Here is a 15,537-nt window from a genome sequence, read left to right on the forward strand (position 1 = left end):
CGGGGGATCAGGCGGCGGCAGACGACGGGGCGTCGGTCCCGCTCGCGGGAGAACCTATGTAGCGGGCCCGCTTGTGGGGCTTGATGCGGCTCATGTCCACCCACACCAGGCCGTCGATGCAGTGGTTGAAGTCGGGGTCTATGCCAAAGTCCATGAACTGCACGCCCCCCGGTTCGCACAGCTCGGAATACTGCTTGTAGAGGGTGGGGATGGCGCAGCCCAGGTGGTCGAGGCGGGCCTTGAGCGCCTTGAGATCGGCGCCGTAATCGGTCCCCTCGAACAGGGGCGCCGTCTCGGGGTAGGGGCGGCGCGAGGGGGCAAGGGCAAGCTCGGGGGCGAAGTGCTGGCGGTAGAAGCCCACCAGCAGATCCTTGCCGCCGGTGGCAGGCTGCCTGAGAGGGTCACGGGCCCGAACAGATACCGATACTGGGGGTAGCGGGCCAGGTAGGCCCCTATGCCGAACCAGAGGTAGTCGAGCCCCCGCTTGCCCCAGTAGGCGGGCTGGATGAAGCTGCGGCCAAGCTCGATGGCCTGCTCCAGCCGGGGCAGCAGCCTCTCTTCAAACCCGAACAGGGTGTGGCTGTAGAGGCCGCTCAGGCCTTTGCGCGCCAGCAGCTCGGCCACGGGGGCGAAGCGGTAGGCCCCTATGATGTCGAGGCGGGCCGGATCCCAGAGGATGAGGTGGTGGTAGTCATCGTCGAAGGCGTCGAGATCCCGCCGCCTGCCCGAGCCTTCCCCCACGGCGCGAAAGGCGATCTCCCGCAGTCGCCCCAGCTCGCGCAGTATCACAGAGTGGCCCTGCTCGTGGCGGCGATAGAGCAGGATGCGCTGGCCGTCCGGGGTCTGTCCGAGCAGCTCGCAGTCGTCTATGGCCTGCTTGAGCTGACGGCGCTCCTCCGGCAGGGCTATGGGGGCCTCGGTCGCCAGGGGGCCCTTCTTCCCCTTGCCGAGGCGATAGAGGTGGCGGCGCACCAGGGCGGCCGCTGTTTTGGGGGCGAGCTCCCCGAGGCTCTGGGGCGGGATGCGTTCCCCCAGGGTGAGGGAGATGCGCCGCCCCTGCTGGCGAAACAGCTGGCGCACCAGCAGCAGGGCGGAGGCGGGCTTGTGGAGCCAGGAGGCGAGATAGAAGGGGAGGCCGTTGCGCCCGTCCAGATGAATGGGCACCAGCGGGGTGCGGGTGCGCCTGGCGAGCTTGATGAAGCCCCCCTGCCAGGGGCCGTCCTTCACCCCCTTGGGGCCGAGGCGCGACACTTCGCCGGCGGGAAAGATGATGAGGGCGCCTTCTTGTGCCAGGTGTTCCCCCATAGCCAGGATGGCGCGCCTGTCTGTCTTGCCCCCCAGGTTGTCCACCGGCAGCAGCAGGGGGCGCAGGGGACGGATCTCCGCCAGCAACTGGTTGGCCACTATCTTGACGTCGGGGCGGATGCGGCCGAGCAGGCGCAGCAGGGCCAGCCCGTCCAGGGATCCTATGGGGTGGTTCGCGACTATCATGACCCGGCCGCTGGCGGGGATGTTCTCGAGTTCGGCCTCGCTCACCCAGTAGTCAAAATCGAGGGCGCCTAGGGCCTGCTCGACGAAGTCGAGGCCGCGCAGGTGAGGATGGCGCTCGGCAAACTCGGTGAAGGCCTCCTCGTGCAGCAGCCAGCGCAGCCCCTGCCGGAGCAGGGGACGGATCAGGGGTTGGGTGGCGAGGCGGGGCAGATGCTGCCCCAGCAGGGTATCGACGTTGAACATGGGCAAGGCTCCGCGGAACGTTGCCCCAGCCTGCCGCTACCCGGTTTCCCCTTTGTGGCAGCGGTGTGACGGTTTGATGACGGGGCGCAGGACCCCGCTCAGACCGCCGTTATTGCTTTCCCTCGGCCCGGCCCCGTTCAGGCGGCGTCACTGCTCCCGCCAGGCCGAGGTGAGCCGCACCAGTGCCACCAGGGTGGCGACCGCCTTCTCCATGGATTGCAGCGGGATGAACTCGTGCTTGCCGTGGAAGTTGTGACCACCGGTGAAGAGGTTGGGGCAGGGCAGCCCCATAAAGGAGAGGCGGGCGCCGTCGGTGCCGCCGCGGATGGGCTTGATCTTGGGGACCACGTCGGCGGCCTCCATGGCGGCCCTGGCCAGCTCGACTATGTGCATGTGCGGCGCTATCTGGCTGCGCATGTTGCGGTAGTTGTCCTCTATCGTCAGCTCGATGCGCGCCTTGGGGCAGTCGAGCTGCAAGGAGGCGACCCGCTCCTTGAGCTGGGCCTTGCGGGCGGCGAAGTGGTCGTCGTCGAAGTCGCGAATGAGGTAGTGCAGTGTGCTCTCCTCCACAGTGCCCTCCATCCGGGCCAGGTGGAAGAAGCCCTCATACCCTGCCGTGCACTCCGGGGTCTGCTCGGGGGGCATCTCGGCGTGGAAGCGGGCGGCCAGGGTCTGGCTGTTGATCATGCTGCCCTTGGCGGTGCCGGGGTGCACGTTGTTGCCTGTGATGCGCACAGTGGCGCTGGCGGCGTTGAAGTTTTCATACTCCAGCTCGCCCAGTTCACCGCCATCGACGGTATAGGCCCATTTGGCCGGGAATCTGTCCAAGGGGAACAGATCGGCGCCGCGGCCTATCTCCTCATCCGGGGTGAAGCCTATCCAGAGATCCCCGCGGGGGATGTCGGGGTTGGCCAGCAGGTACTGGGCGGCGGTGAGGATCTCGGCGATGCCCGCCTTGTCGTCGGCCCCAAGCAGGGTGGTGCCGTCCGTGGTGATGAGATCCTGCCCCAGGTAGTTTTTCAGGCAGCGGTACTGGCGAATGGCCAGCACCTCGTCCCCCTTGCCGAGGCAGATGTCGCCCCCCTGATAGTGCTCGACTATCTGGGGCACCACCTGCGCGGCCTCGTAATCGGCGGTATCCATGTGGGCGATGAGCCCGATGGCCGGTGCATCCGGCTGGTTACCCGGCAGGCAGGCGGTGAGATAGCCGTGCTCGTCCAGGGTGACCTGGGTCAGCCCCAGCTGGATCATCTCCTCGAAGAGGGCGCGGGCGAAGACGAGCTGGCCCTCGCTGCTGGGACAGGCAGGATTGGTCGCATCGGAGCGGGTATGAAAAGTCAGGTAACGCAGAAAACGCTCAAGCAGGGTATCCATTGGCAGGCCTCAAACCACAAAAGAGGGACCATTGTGGACAAGACGGCCGGACTGCTCATTGCGTCAGCGCAGTTTTTGATGAATTTGTCGGGGCAGGGATCCCGGGAGGAACGCTGGGGAAGGGGGCTCAGCCCTAAGGTGTTTTGAATAAAAATTCCGAATTTAAAACTGGTCATGCATATGCGAAAGGGCTGAATTTCCCCCCGGCCCAGCACTGGCAAGGGGTGGGGGAAAATGGCCGGTTCCCCTGTTATTTTCAGGGCCAATCCCGAGCGGGCTCATCCCTCGCCATCCCAGAGCCAGCCTTGCTGGCAGCAAGATTTGACCCATCGATCAAAACCCATTTTTTAACACGATTTTTTATTGTCAGTGGCGCCGGTAAGTGTGTACACTCCGCGCCGATCCGAGGGTAACCCTGAGCAGGCAGAGGCCGCCAGACACCGACAGGATCAGACGCCTATAGGGCGAGGCACGCAGAAACGACAGACACTGCTGGGGAATGGTTTCTTTAATACCGGTTAGGCTCCGGTATCAGGGAGAACAACAGACTCTCATCACCTACTGACCGAGTGGGCCAACGGCTCATCATCTTCCCTTGTCATGGGCGGTCACTGGCGTTGAGCGGGCTGTGGTGGTTGTCGTTTATCAACACGCGTGCGTGCTGACGTCTACCCTTCTCTTCCTTGAACCTCTCTCCTTCTGTCGGGATGGCTGCCGAATGATGAACGAACGGCGTGGCTGATGCCGGTTGTCATCAAAGTACCGCGGCGCCCCATTAGAGTGGCACCGCATACCGTTGAGCTTGATGTAAAGCCACCAGCCCCACATCAAGACTCGTTACTTCCCAAGATCCACCAGGCAGCCTTGGCTTGCCGCGATGTGCAATAGAGGATCCGGCTGTGACAAGGCCCAGGGTCAGGCGACAACGCCTCCCCCGCTGGCAGTGACGCACCGGGTGCCCGCAGGCAGCCTTTGCTCGCCGCATGTTGCAATCGATGGTCTGGATGTGATTGAGGGTAACGAAGGCGGCCTTCTGGCCGCTCATTTGCGAGGCATAGCCCATGACTAACTGGTCCAGCAAGGACTCCTTGAAGGTCTACAACGTTCCCTACTGGGGTGCGGGTTTTTTCAATATCAATGACGCCGGTCATGTGACCGTCTCCCCCGACAAGTCTCGTCCCGGGGCGCATATAGTGCTGTCCGAGGCCATCGAACAGCTGCGCCAGTCCGGACTGACTACCCCGGTATTGCTGCGTTTCCCCGACATCCTCAAGAGCCGGGTCGATGCGTTGTTCAACGCCTTCGGTCAGGCCATCGAGAAGTCAGGCTATGAAGGGGACTACCTGTGCGTTTACCCGATCAAGGTAAACCAGCAGCGTCGCGTCATCGAGACCATCAGTCAGTCCTACAGCGACAAGCCGCGGCTTGGGCTGGAGGCCGGCTCCAAACCGGAGCTGCTGGCCGTGCTGTCCCATCATCATGAGCAAGGCTCCGTGATCGTCTGCAACGGTTACAAGGACCGCGAATACATCCGCCACGCCCTCTTGGGCAACCTGATGGGCCACAAGGTCTACATAGTGGTGGAGAAACCCTCCGAGCTGGAAATGGTGCTGGACGAGTCAGTTCGCCTCAACATCAAGCCCAACATAGGGGTGCGTGCCAAGCTCGCCTCCACCGGCTCCGGCATGTGGGAATCGAGCGGTGGCTCCATGTCCAAGTTCGGCCTCTCCGCCTCCCAGATCCTGGCGCTGGTGGAGCGTCTGCGCAGCCTAGGCAAGCTCGATTGCCTGCAACTGCTGCACTTCCACCTGGGCTCCCAGATAGCCAACATCCGCGACATCCAGGGCGGCATCCGTGAGTGCGGCCGCTTCTATGCCGAACTGCGTCGCTTAGGGGTGCCCATCGACGTGGTCGATGTGGGCGGCGGCCTGGGTGTGGACTATGAGGGCACCCGCTCCCAGAGCCACTGCTCCGCCAACTACAGCCTGTCCGAGTACGCCAACAACGTGGTGTGGGGCATAGGCGATGTGTGCCGCGAGTTCGACCTGCCGCACCCGACCATCATCAGCGAGTCCGGCCGTGCCCTGACCGCCCACCACGCCGTGCTGGTCACCAATCTGATTGGTGCCGAAGGGGTGGAGGTGAACGACATCCATGCGCCGGATGAAGACGCCCCGACCATCTTGCAGAACATGTGGAAAGGCTGGCTGGACCTGCGCAGTGAAGATCCCTCCCTGCTGGAGATCTTCCACGACTCCGTGGCCGACCTTGGGGATGTGAACGCCCAGTTCACCATGGGTCTCTTGAACCTCGAGCAGCGGGCCTGGGCCGAGATGCTGCACCAGAACACCTGCCTGGCGCTCAAGGAGCTGCTCAACCCGGTCAACCGCAACCACCGCGCCCTGGCCGACGAGCTCTCCGAGAAGCTGGCAGACAAGTGCTTCGCGAACTTCTCCCTGTTCCAGTCCCTGCCCGATGCCTGGGGCATAGGTCAGGTGTTCCCCGTGATGCCGCTCACCGGCCTCGAGCGTCCGCTCACCCGCCGCGGCATCCTGATGGACATCACCTGTGACTCCGACGGTCAGGTAGAGCACTACGTCGACGGTCTGGGTGTCGAGAGCACACTGCCGATGCCGGAGTACGGCGAGAACGAAGAGTGCCACGTCGGCTTCTTCCTGGTGGGTGCCTACCAGGAGATCCTGGGGGATCTGCACAACCTGTTCGGTGATACCCACTGCGCGGAAGTGTGGCTGGACGAGGAAGGCAAGATGGACATTCGCAACGTGGTGCGCGGCGATACCGTCGATCAGCTGCTGCGTTACGTCAACATCGACCCGTCCGTCATCCGCGAGAACTACCAGCGGATCGTCTCCCACCCGGCGCTGGACGACGCGACCCGCAAGGCCCTGCTCGACGAGCTGGAGCTGGGTCTGCAAGGCTACGCCTACCTGGAAGACGAATAAGCCACGGGCTGGTTCGCCCCGTCGCTGCAAAGACGGGAATGAAAAACGGCGCCTTCGGGCGCCGTTTTTGTTGCCAGGATCCGCCCATCCGGTGATGTAGCGAGGCGAATCCCCCTCTTCATTTGGAGAGCAGGAGCCGGCCCTGGCTCTGGCAGGCCACAGATCCGGCAGATATCTGCGCCCGCCTGCCGCTTCCCTTGATCCACATCAAATGGGACTCGGACCGGTTATTTTACGGTCAGGAGTGATGTTGATGGGATGTAACAAAAGGATGCGCATATGGAACTGAAAAGGGACCCGAGATGCTATACCGACCTCTGTATCGACGGTAAGTGGTATCACTACGATCATTGCAGCACCCAGGTCTACATGCTGATGGGGGGCGCGGCGCCCAGCCTGCAACTGGCCTATGAGCCCGGCAGCGAAGAGGAGCTGATAGCCATGCTCCAGCAACTGGCCCGCTGCTGAGCAGGACTGTCTCATGGCCATCGGGCAATGTGCCGCGATGGCCACCTTCTGTTTTTCCTGTCAGCCGTTTGTCTTGCGGCCAAACAGTCTCTTGCCCATCTCCATCAGGGCGCTCGCTGCGGTATAGCTGCTGTCTGACTTGCCCGCTTCGTCTGTCACATAGAGAAAGTCTGATCTGTGCTTCTCCACCGCCTCCTGGGGGCTGGCGGCATAGATAAAACCCTCCTGCACCTCGAATCCCTGCGCCAGCAGCGCCGCTTTCTCGGTCAGAAAGCTGGGGGAGGCCATGTCGATAAAGGTGTACTGCTGCCGGTTGGAGGCCGGAATGGAGAAAAACTGGTATCTGGCCATCTGCGATTCCTCGCCTGCACGGCGTTGCCTTGATGTGATTGCCACTCGTCGAACGGCCTCCCTGTTTGCCGCCTGTGCAGGGGACGGAAAGCAATATTCGACTCTTTGTTGGGGCGGCCGACCCGATTCAGCGAGAGGCGCAATTGGAAGGCGTGCCCGGGGCAGGGGAGCAGGCCGAGCGCGGCAAGGCGTTGTGGCATTGCCCCTGCACCCGGGCGGCTCTGCCCCCACGGCAGGATCAGGCGGGCAGGCTGTGCCACTCAGGCGTAGGGAGTGGCGCCTCGCAGTGGGCCAGCAGTTGCTCCCCCGGCATGGGGCGCCCCAGCAGATAGCCCTGCAGGGTGTCGCAGCCGAGCTGGGTCAGCAGGGCGCGCTGCTCCGGGGTCTCTACCCCTTCGGCCACGATGCGCATCCCCAGGGCCTGGCCCAGGGCTATGATGGCGCCGATGATGGTGGCATCGTCCCCCTCGTGCGCCAGGGTGGCGACGAAGCCCCTGTCTATCTTGAGTTCGTTGGCGGGGAAGCGCTTGAGGTAGAGCAGGCTGGAGTAGCCGGTGCCGAAGTCATCGATGGAGATGCCAAGCCCAAGCTTTGCCAAGCGATTGAGGATGGCCAGGCTCTCCTCGGCGTTCTCCATGGCGGTGGATTCGGTGATCTCCAGGGTGAGGTGGCGGGCCTCGAGCCGGTGGCGGGCGAGGGCGGCCTCCACCACCTCCAGCAAGCCGGGGCTGGCCAGTTGTATGGTGGAGAGGTTCACCGCCACGCTCCAGTCGTGATGACCCGCCTCCCGCCAGCGGCTCATCTGACGGCAGGCCTCATCCAGTACCCAGTTGCCGATGGGGATGATGAGCCGGGTCTTCTCCGCCAGGGGCAGGAAGCTCGCCGGGGAGATGGCGCCATGGTGCGGATGCTGCCAGCGCAGCAGCGCCTCGGCGCCGACCACCTCGCCGCTGCGGGCGCCGTACTTGGGCTGATAGTGCAGGGCCAGCTCCCCCCGCTCCAGGGCATGGCGCAGCTCCTTTTGCAGCAAGAACTGCTGGTGGGCGTTGGCATTCATGGCGCTGTCGAAGTAGTAGTAGTCGTTGCGCCCCCGCTGCTTGGCGTAGTACATGGCGGCATCGGCGTTGAGGGTCAGCTCGTGCAGGCTGGTGCCATCCTGGGGATAGACGGCGATGCCGATGCTGGCGGTGATGTGCAGGCTGTGATGCTCCCAGGGATAGGGCCGGGCCAGAGTCGCCAGCAGCCGCTCGGCGAAGGCCGTGGTCTGGGTGATGTCCCCCGGCGCCAGGGCCAGCACGAACTCGTCGCCGCCAAAGCGCGAGGCGGTGTCGCTGGCGCCGAGCAGCCCGGTGATCCTGGTCGCCACCTCGGCCAGCAGCAGATCCCCGGTGTGGTGACCGTGGGCATCGTTGATGATCTTGAAGCCGTCGAGATCGAGAAACAGCAAGGAGAAGCTGCGCTGATTGTGCTGGCACTCCTGGATGCGCTGCTCCAGCCGGTCGGCAAACAGCAGCCGGTTCGGCAGCCGGGTCAGGCTGTCATGGAGCGCCAGCTTGAGCAGCTCGTCGTGGGCCAGGTGCAAGGAGGTCGAGAGGCGGGCTGCGTGGGCATCCAGCAGGGAGAGGACCAGGGCGATGGCGAACACCGCCAGGGTCACTATGATGATGACGGTCGCGAGCCACTGGGTATTGAGGCCGGTGTAGAGGGCGCCGCACAGGCTCCCCTCGGGGAACTGGGCCGCCGCCATGCCGGTGTAGTGCATGCCGATGATGGCGGCCCCCATGACCAGGGAGGCGAGGGCCTTGCGAAAGAAGGCGCGCGGTGTGCTGTTTCGCAGGCGAAACGCAATCCAGAGCGCGGCGCCGGAGGCGAGCATGGCGATGAGGATGGAGAGGACGAAGAGCCCGCTGTGGTAGTGAATACCAGGCTCTATCTTCATGGCCGCCATGCCGATGTAGTGCATGGCGGCGATGCCGGCCCCCATCAGCAGGGCGCCCCCCGCGATCTGGCGCCAGGGTAGCTCGGGGCGGCTCACCAGCCAGAGCGCGAAGGCCGAGGAGCCGATGGCCGCCACCAGGGAGAGCCCGGTCAGTGTCAGATCGTAGCCCAGCGCTATGGGCAGGTTGAAGGCGAGCATGCCGATAAAATGCATGGACCAGATGCCAAGCCCCATGGCGAAGGCGCCCCCCGCGAGCCAGAGGGCGGCGGCCCGTCCACGGCTCTGGCTCACCCGGCTCGTCATATTCAGCGCCGTGTAAGAGGCGAGCACCGCCACCAGGATGGAGAAAAACACCAGATCCTGGCTGTAATAACTGTCGAGCATGGGGTGGGTCGCGGTCACTTGATTCACTCTGGGATGGATAACGGCCTGAGCCATGGCCGGGCTGGGGAGGAAAATCGGGCTGGAGATTGTACACCAGAGGTGCCCCATACCGGCCAGCTATACGCACCAAAATGGGCCCAGGATCAGAGTAAAAACACTGAATTTATCCCTTGATGGCAATGCCCTCCCGCCCCTTGTCCCAAGGCGGGTTCCAAATTTTCCCGCTTGAAAAGCAGGGGCGATTCAATGGCACCGAGGTCAAGGCGCTGGTGGTGCTGTATGAGGGGGAGCAAGTCCCCTTCTCTTATCAGCTCTGGCAGATCAAACAGAACAGCGTCTGCCGTCCCTATGAGCAGGATGTGCGGCGCTTTAGCCAGTGTACGGTCAAGGCAAGGGCACTGTTTGGCAAGCTGTGCGATGAGTTATCGCGCCAGGATGACAGTAGCTGGCAGCTCCCTAAGTTCCGCACCATGTACTGCTCGGCCGCCATCGGCTTTCGCCCCATGATTGCGGAGATCGCCGATGCCAAGCAGAGCCCGGCGAAGCTGGCGGAGCGGGCCTGCAATCAGGCCATTCTGGCGGCCATGGAGAGCGAAGACGAAGCCCTGCTTGCCCAGCGCGACAAGGCCTGTGCCGCCATGCGATAAGGCGTATTCCCCTGATAAAAGAAATGCTTAGGGATAATGGATGTGCGCCAAGGCACAGTCTTTGCCAAGGGGGCTGGCTATGATGGGGGGCGATCACCATCACAGGGAGGAAGCATGATCAGCCATATCGACCATCTGGTATTGACGGTCAGCGACATAGAGCGGGCGGTAGCGTTTTACAGCCGCGCCTTCAAGATGGAGCCCATCACCTTCGGGGCCGGGCGCCGGGCCCTGCGCTTTGGCAACCAGAAGATCAATCTGCAACTGCTGGGGGAGGAGCCGCGCAACCGGGCACAGGTAGGTTCGGGGGATCTCTGCCTCATCACCCGCTGGCCCCTGGATCAGGTGATGGCCCAGCTGGCGAGCCAGGGGGTCGAGATAGTGGAGGGGCCCGTGACGAAGAGCGGTGCCTGCGGCCCCATAGAATCTGTCTATTGCCTGGATCCGGATCAGAACCTCATCGAGATCAGCCGCTATCGCTGAGTCCCCTGACGCATCAGGGCCGGTTTTCTTCCCCTTTGGTGAGGGCCCTGCGCAGTAGCGGGCGCAAGCTGAGCACCATGCCGGTGAAGAGCAGCAGATAGCCCAGGGGCAGCAGGGCAAAGGGCTCGTGCAAGAATCCCTGTGCATCCACTGTGGTGCCAAGCAGGTTGAAGGCCACAAAGCAGCCGAGCCCGGCCAGGATCAGCAGGGCGCCTATGGTCGTTGTCATCTCGTTGTCCTCGTTCGCGTATGGAAGAGGGGTGAGGGTGTCATGGCTGGGTGAAGCGAGCGTGAAGTGGTATCGGCCATGCAACCTGCGGTCGCCCAGATTAAAGCAACAGCTATGCATATAGAGCAACAGGGCAGCCATGGGCTGCCCTGTTGCTTTGGGGGATGTCACGGGGAAGGGCGTGACTAGCAGACCCCTTGCGCCAGCATGGCGTCGGCTACCTTGACGAAGCCGGCGATGTTGGCGCCGCTTTCGTAGTTCACATGGTCGTCATCCTGGCCATAACGTACACAGGTGGCGTGGATGCTGGTCATGATCCCCTTGAGGCGGGCATCCACCTCTTCCCGGGTCCAGGAGAGGCGCTGGGCATTCTGGCTCATCTCCAGGCCCGAGGTGGCGACCCCACCGGCGTTGGCGGCCTTGCCCGGGGCGAACAGCACCCGCGCCTCGTGGAAGACCTTGATGGCGGCGGCGCTGGAGGGCATGTTGGCCCCCTCGGCCACCAGTTGCACCCCATTGGCGACCAAGGCTGCGGCATCCTCTGCATCCAGCTCGTTCTGGGTGGCGCAAGGCAGGGCGACGTCCGCTTGCAGGTGCCAGGGAGTGCGACCGGTGAAGAACTCCAGCCCCAGCTCATGGGCGTAATCCGCCACCCGCTTGCGCTGCTCGTTTTTAAGTTCCATCAGGCGGGCCAGCTTCTCTGGGGTGAAGCCGTCCGGATCGTAGACGGTGCCACCGGAGTCGGAGGCGCTGATGACACAGGCGCCCAGCGCCATCGCCTTCTCGATGGCGTATTGGGCAACGTTGCCCGAGCCCGACACCGAGACCCGCATGCCGGCCAGGGACTGGCCACGGTGGGCCAGCATGGCCTGGGCGAAATAGAGCAGGCCGTAACCCGTGGCTTCCGGGCGGATCAGGCTGCCGCCAAAGGAGAGCCCCTTGCCGGTGAAGACGCACTCGGCGCTGTTGGTGAGCTTCTTCATCATGCCCGCCATGTAGCTCACCTCACGCCCGCCCACCCCGATGTCACCGGCCGGCACGTCGGTGTTGGCACCCAGGTGGCGATAGAGCTCCAGCATCAGCGCCTGGCAGAAGCGCATCACTTCCCCCTCGCTCTTGCCCTTGGGATCGAAATCGCTGCCCCCCTTGCCGCCCCCCATGGGCAGGGTGGTGAGGGCGTTCTTGAAGGTCTGCTCGAAGGCGAGGAACTTGAGCACCGAGAGATCCACCGAGGGGTGGAAGCGCATGCCCCCCTTGAAGGGACCTATGGCGCTGTTGTGCTGGATGCGGTAGCCGCGGTTGACCTGCACCTGACCCTGGTCATCCACCCAACTCACCCGAAACTGGATGAGGCGCTCGGGCTCCACCAGCCGCTCCAGCAGGCCGTGTTGCAGGTAGCGGGGGTGGCGTTCCACATAGGGCCAGATGGAGGCGACCACCTCGCTCACCGCCTGGATGAACTCGGGTTGGTGGGGGTTGCGGCTGGCCACCTGGGCCAGGAATGCCTCCTGAGAGAGGGAATGACTCATCTGTAACTCCTGTAATAAAGGGAAATTGGCCTCTTGCCAGAGACGGGTCGGCGCCGCTACATGGCCGACGCGAGCATGATAATTCGCGCTGACGAAAATCTTTTTATGCATTTTTGGTCAATAAATAGCAAGTTTTAGTTCATCCCTCTCTATGGGTATCCTTCGACGCTCTCTGCGGCCCTTGGCCTGTCGCTTCAGGCGAGGCTGGGCGGGGCAGGGGAGAGGAGGGTGAGAGCATGGGCAAGATGAAGGGGTGAATGGGCAAGGGGAGTCTTATCTGCGAGGCGGCATCCGCCGGGCGGCGGTTCTCTTCGGGGCGAATAGCAGGATCCGGTGCACGGGGCGGGGCAAGGGATGGCGCAATATGCTACTGTAGCGGCGTTTTTTGATGGGTTTATTGATGAAAGGGCAGCCTTGCCCTTTTGAAGAGACTTTTTGCAGGTGCTTTTTGTAGATTCTTTTTGTAGATGGAACCGTATGCAGACTAACCCGACCATGACCCGGCTGACTCAGCCGACACTTCTTCTGAACTCCACGATCTGGCAGGTGACCCATGCTGGCCGATGAATCCATGCGCCTGAACAAATACATCAGCGAGAGCGGCATCTGCTCCCGTCGCGAGGCCGACCGCTTCATCGAGCAGGGCCATGTCTACATCAACGGCAAGCGGGCCGGGATCGGCGATCAGGTGTTTGCCGGGGATCTGGTCAAGGTCAACGGTCAGGTGATAGAGGCGCGCGAAGCCGACAGCCTGGTCTTCATCGTGCTGAACAAGCCGGTGGGCATAGTCTCCACCACAGAGGCGGGAGAGAAGGACAACATAGTCGACTTTGTCAACCACAGCACCCGCATCTTCCCCATCGGGCGCCTCGACAAGGACTCCCAGGGCCTCATCTTCCTCACCAACCACGGGGATCTGGTGAACAAGATACTGCGGGCGGGCAACGATCACGAGAAAGAGTACCTGGTGACCGTCGACAAGCCGGTGACCGATGAGTTTATCCGGGGCATGGGGGCCGGGGTGCCCATCCTCGGCGCCGTCACCAAGAAGTGCAAGGTGAAGCGGGAGGCTCCCTTCGTGTTCCGCATCACGCTAGTGCAGGGGCTGAACCGCCAGATCCGCCGCATGTGTGAGCACTTCGGCTTCGAGGTGACCAAGCTCGAGCGTATCCGCATCATGAACGTCAGCCTCAAGGGATTGCCGGTAGGGGAGTGGCGCGATCTCACCGACGACGAGCTGATCGAGTTGTTCAAGCTCATTGAAGACTCCTCCTCCGAGGTGAAACCGGCCAAGGGGGAGAAACCCAAGACCCCGGCGGCGCAAACCGCCAAACCGGCCCAGGGCAAGAAGCCGCGCCGGGACGACGATCACGAGATTGGCGGCCGCCCCAATGTGCCGGGCCCGGAGGCCTTCGAGAAGAAGAGCCCCGCCGGCAAGGGGACTGTTGGCAAAGGTGGCGCAGGCAAAGCCGCCGCAGCTAAAGGTGCCCCCAGCAAGGGCGGCAAACCGGCCCCGGGCAAGCCGCGATCCAGCCAGGCCGGGCGGCAGAAGAAGGGGCGCTAGTTCGCCCCCTCATCGCCCTCTGATGTGCTCCCGATACACCGGCCCTAGGCCGGTGTATCGCTTTGTGCCGTCTGGGCCCTTTGGGTGAGGGGGGCGGGCTGCCCCATCGCCCTGGCCCCCATCACGTGAGCGTAGTGGCGCGGGTTCAGGCGCAGCACCAGCAGGCTCATCAGCATCAAGCCGCTGAGCTGCCACTGCCAGGCGCTGGCGAAGTCACCGCTCAGGTGGTGCAGGCGGGCCGCCACCCAGGGGCCTGTGGCCGCCAGCATGAAGCCAAATCCCTGCATCAGGGCGCTCAGGCTACCGGCGCGTCTGGGGTCTGGCAGGTGATCCAGCGCAATCACCATGATGAGGGAGAAGCTGCCGCCAAGGCCGGCGCCGCACAGCAGGCACCAGAGGATGGGGGCGGCTTGTGGGGCGAGCCAGAGGCCGCCAAAGCCCGCCACCTGCATCACTATGGCCAGCCCCATCCAGGGGCGCCTGTCCTCCTTGCGTGCCGCCAGCAGCGGCAGACCCAGGCCGCTGGCGGTCTGGGCCAGGGCCAGCCAGGCCACCAGCTCGCCCCCCTGCTGGGGGCTCCATCCCAGCGCCAGGTAGGCGGGGGCCAGCCAGGCCACGACTATGCCGTAGCCGCTGTTGATGATGCCAAAGCAGGCGATCAGCAGCCAGGCGCGGGGCAGCGCGATCAGCCGCGGTTCCCCTGATGGGGCGGAGTGCGGTGCGGCGGCGGGCAGGCGCACCCGCCAGCCGAGCCAGAGCAGGGCCAGCAGCACCGGCAGGCTCCAGAGGGCCAGCGCCCGGGACCAGTCGAGGTGCAGGGCGACCCTGGGGGTGAGCACGGCGCCGAGCGCCCCGCCCCCCATCATGCAGGCCGAGAAGATCCCCATCACCAGGGGCACCTTGCCCGCAAAGGTCCCCTTGATGAGGCCGGGCAGTGTCCCCTGCACCAGGGCCGACCCCAGCCCGCACAGGGCGGCGCTGGCGATGAGCAGGGTGCCGCTGGACAGGCTGAGGCGCAGGGCGCTGCCCAGCGTCAGCAGCAACAGGGCCGCCCCGAGCAAGGGGCGCGGCCCGGCCTTGTCGAGCAGGGCCGGGGTGAGCAGGACACCGACTCCGATCAGCAGCAGCGGCAGCAGGGTGACCCAGGCCAGCCTGTCCATGCCGAGGCCCAGCTGGGCGTCTATCTGCCCCGCCAGGGGGCCTATGGCGGTGAGGAAGGGGCGCAGGTTGATGCCAATCAGCACCACCAGCACCAGCAGGGCGCCGCTGCCGGAGGGGAGATGGCGCTTAACCATGGGACTGGGGGCCGTAGAGGGCGGCGGCCGGTATGGAGCTTGGCAACTTGATGAGGGGCAGGGGTGGCGGGCAGAGCGGCAGTCGCAGCCTGTCGTAACTGGCGCTGCTGTCAAAGCCGAAGGGGGCGGCGTCTTCATTGTCGAAGGCGTAGTAGACGGCGCTGATGCCGTTCATCACCAGGGCGCACAGGCACATGGGGCAGGGGTGGCCGCTGGCATAGACCACGGCGCCGGCAAGCGGGCCCTTGCGGCTCCCCTCCCGCAGCGCCTCCAGCTCGGCGTGACGGCTGGGATCCCCCGCTTCCAGCATGCGGTTGACGGCGCTCGCCACCAGCTGGTTGTCTCGCACCAAGAGGGCTGCGAAGGGGCGGCCCCCTTGCTGGCGGTGGGTCAGGGCCAGCTGCAGGGTCTGCTCCAGCCATGCCTGATGGCTGGGGGCCGAGACGGCACTGAGGGAGTTCACCGGGCGGGCACCGGACTGGGGAGGCTGTGACATGGGATCATCCTGGCAAAAGAGGGGGTGACGGCAGCCTAACGGGCCCGCAAGTCATTTGGAAATTAAATGATAAAATGACTT

12 protein-coding genes and 1 pseudogene are annotated in these 15,537 nt (G+C 64.1%); 5 read left to right on the top strand and 8 right to left on the bottom strand.

Annotated features, from left to right (window positions below; all coding sequences use genetic code 11):
* Nucleotides 1–7: 7 nt before the first annotated feature.
* Both OC537_RS03270 and pepT read right to left on the bottom strand, forming a co-directional pair.
* Nucleotides 8–1,734 (bottom strand): annotated as a pseudogene (locus tag OC537_RS03270) (lysophospholipid acyltransferase family protein).
* 147 nt (nt 1,735–1,881) lie between these two features.
* Nucleotides 1,882–3,108 carry a peptidase T gene (gene pepT, locus OC537_RS03275; RefSeq protein ID WP_262109326.1) on the bottom strand — a complete coding sequence of 409 codons (1,227 nt, stop codon included), beginning with the start codon at nt 3,106–3,108 and terminating at the stop codon, nt 1,882–1,884.
* A gap of 1,061 nt (nt 3,109–4,169) precedes the next feature.
* On the opposite strand from pepT, the gene speA reads away from it, so the two are divergent.
* Both speA and OC537_RS03285 read left to right on the top strand, forming a co-directional pair.
* Nucleotides 4,170–6,071 (top strand): biosynthetic arginine decarboxylase, encoded by a 1,902-nt coding sequence (gene speA / locus OC537_RS03280; protein WP_111912556.1) that lies wholly within the window; start codon nt 4,170–4,172, stop codon nt 6,069–6,071.
* 279 nt (nt 6,072–6,350) lie between these two features.
* Entirely contained in the window at nt 6,351–6,539 is a 189-nt protein-coding gene (locus tag OC537_RS03285; RefSeq protein ID WP_139746065.1) for a hypothetical protein, read from the top strand.
* Nucleotides 6,540–6,599: 60 nt separating this feature from the next.
* Here OC537_RS03285 and OC537_RS03290 read toward each other — a convergent pair whose 3' ends face one another.
* Both OC537_RS03290 and OC537_RS03295 read right to left on the bottom strand, forming a co-directional pair.
* Complete coding sequence (locus OC537_RS03290) at nt 6,600–6,890, bottom strand: hypothetical protein (RefSeq protein WP_262109336.1); 291 nt, start codon at nt 6,888–6,890, stop codon at nt 6,600–6,602.
* Between the two features lie 238 nt (nt 6,891–7,128).
* The gene (locus OC537_RS03295) at nt 7,129–9,213 is read right to left on the bottom strand and encodes a putative bifunctional diguanylate cyclase/phosphodiesterase (protein WP_262109338.1); all 2,085 of its coding nucleotides are present in this window, start codon (nt 9,211–9,213) and stop codon (nt 7,129–7,131) included.
* Nucleotides 9,214–9,386: 173 nt separating this feature from the next.
* On the opposite strand from OC537_RS03295, the gene OC537_RS03300 reads away from it, so the two are divergent.
* Both OC537_RS03300 and OC537_RS03305 read left to right on the top strand, forming a co-directional pair.
* Nucleotides 9,387–9,860 (top strand): hypothetical protein, encoded by a 474-nt coding sequence (locus OC537_RS03300; protein WP_262109340.1) that lies wholly within the window; start codon nt 9,387–9,389, stop codon nt 9,858–9,860.
* Nucleotides 9,861–9,974: 114 nt separating this feature from the next.
* On the top strand, nt 9,975–10,343 hold the full coding sequence (locus OC537_RS03305; protein ID WP_262109342.1) for a VOC family protein: 369 nt from the start codon (nt 9,975–9,977) through the stop codon (nt 10,341–10,343).
* Nucleotides 10,344–10,356: 13 nt separating this feature from the next.
* On the opposite strand, the gene OC537_RS03310 is transcribed toward OC537_RS03305, so the two are convergent.
* Both OC537_RS03310 and gdhA read right to left on the bottom strand, forming a co-directional pair.
* Nucleotides 10,357–10,572, bottom strand: a complete 216-nt coding sequence (locus OC537_RS03310) for a DUF3955 domain-containing protein (protein WP_262109344.1) — start codon at nt 10,570–10,572, stop codon at nt 10,357–10,359.
* 185 nt (nt 10,573–10,757) lie between these two features.
* Entirely contained in the window at nt 10,758–12,101 is a 1,344-nt protein-coding gene (gene gdhA / locus OC537_RS03315) for an NADP-specific glutamate dehydrogenase (protein WP_262109346.1), read from the bottom strand.
* 553 nt (nt 12,102–12,654) lie between these two features.
* Here gdhA and rluF point away from each other — a divergent pair.
* Nucleotides 12,655–13,665, top strand: coding sequence for a 23S rRNA pseudouridine(2604) synthase RluF (rluF, locus tag OC537_RS03320; protein ID WP_139746364.1), 1,011 nt, complete (start codon nt 12,655–12,657; stop codon nt 13,663–13,665).
* A 44-nt stretch (nt 13,666–13,709) separates the two neighbouring features.
* On the opposite strand, the gene OC537_RS03325 is transcribed toward rluF, so the two are convergent.
* Nucleotides 13,710–14,960, bottom strand: coding sequence for a cyanate transporter (locus OC537_RS03325; protein WP_262109352.1), 1,251 nt, complete (start codon nt 14,958–14,960; stop codon nt 13,710–13,712).
* Nucleotides 14,953–15,456 (bottom strand): nucleoside deaminase, encoded by a 504-nt coding sequence (locus tag OC537_RS03330; protein WP_262109354.1) that lies wholly within the window; start codon nt 15,454–15,456, stop codon nt 14,953–14,955. The genes OC537_RS03325 and OC537_RS03330 overlap by 8 nt, the downstream gene beginning before the upstream one ends.
* Nucleotides 15,457–15,537 lie beyond the last annotated feature (81 nt).

Source organism: Aeromonas sp. Marseille-Q5825 (assembly GCF_946892685.1).
Taxonomy (GTDB): Bacteria; Pseudomonadota; Gammaproteobacteria; order Enterobacterales; family Aeromonadaceae; genus Aeromonas; species Aeromonas rivipollensis.

Coding starts and splice junctions, on each gene's coding strand:
- OC537_RS03290 (WP_262109336.1), bottom strand. CDS start 6,890: ATGGCCAGATACCAGTTTTTCTCCATTCCGGCCTCCAACCGGCAGCAG.
- OC537_RS03285 (WP_139746065.1), top strand. CDS start 6,351: ATGGAACTGAAAAGGGACCCGAGATGCTATACCGACCTCTGTATCGAC.
- OC537_RS03325 (WP_262109352.1), bottom strand. CDS start 14,960: ATGGTTAAGCGCCATCTCCCCTCCGGCAGCGGCGCCCTGCTGGTGCTG.
- rluF (WP_139746364.1), top strand. CDS start 12,655: ATGCTGGCCGATGAATCCATGCGCCTGAACAAATACATCAGCGAGAGC.
- OC537_RS03295 (WP_262109338.1), bottom strand. CDS start 9,213: ATGCTCGACAGTTATTACAGCCAGGATCTGGTGTTTTTCTCCATCCTG.
- OC537_RS03305 (WP_262109342.1), top strand. CDS start 9,975: ATGATCAGCCATATCGACCATCTGGTATTGACGGTCAGCGACATAGAG.
- OC537_RS03330 (WP_262109354.1), bottom strand. CDS start 15,456: ATGTCACAGCCTCCCCAGTCCGGTGCCCGCCCGGTGAACTCCCTCAGT.
- gdhA (WP_262109346.1), bottom strand. CDS start 12,101: ATGAGTCATTCCCTCTCTCAGGAGGCATTCCTGGCCCAGGTGGCCAGC.
- OC537_RS03310 (WP_262109344.1), bottom strand. CDS start 10,572: ATGACAACGACCATAGGCGCCCTGCTGATCCTGGCCGGGCTCGGCTGC.
- pepT (WP_262109326.1), bottom strand. CDS start 3,108: ATGGATACCCTGCTTGAGCGTTTTCTGCGTTACCTGACTTTTCATACC.
- OC537_RS03300 (WP_262109340.1), top strand. CDS start 9,387: ATGGCAATGCCCTCCCGCCCCTTGTCCCAAGGCGGGTTCCAAATTTTC.
- speA (WP_111912556.1), top strand. CDS start 4,170: ATGACTAACTGGTCCAGCAAGGACTCCTTGAAGGTCTACAACGTTCCC.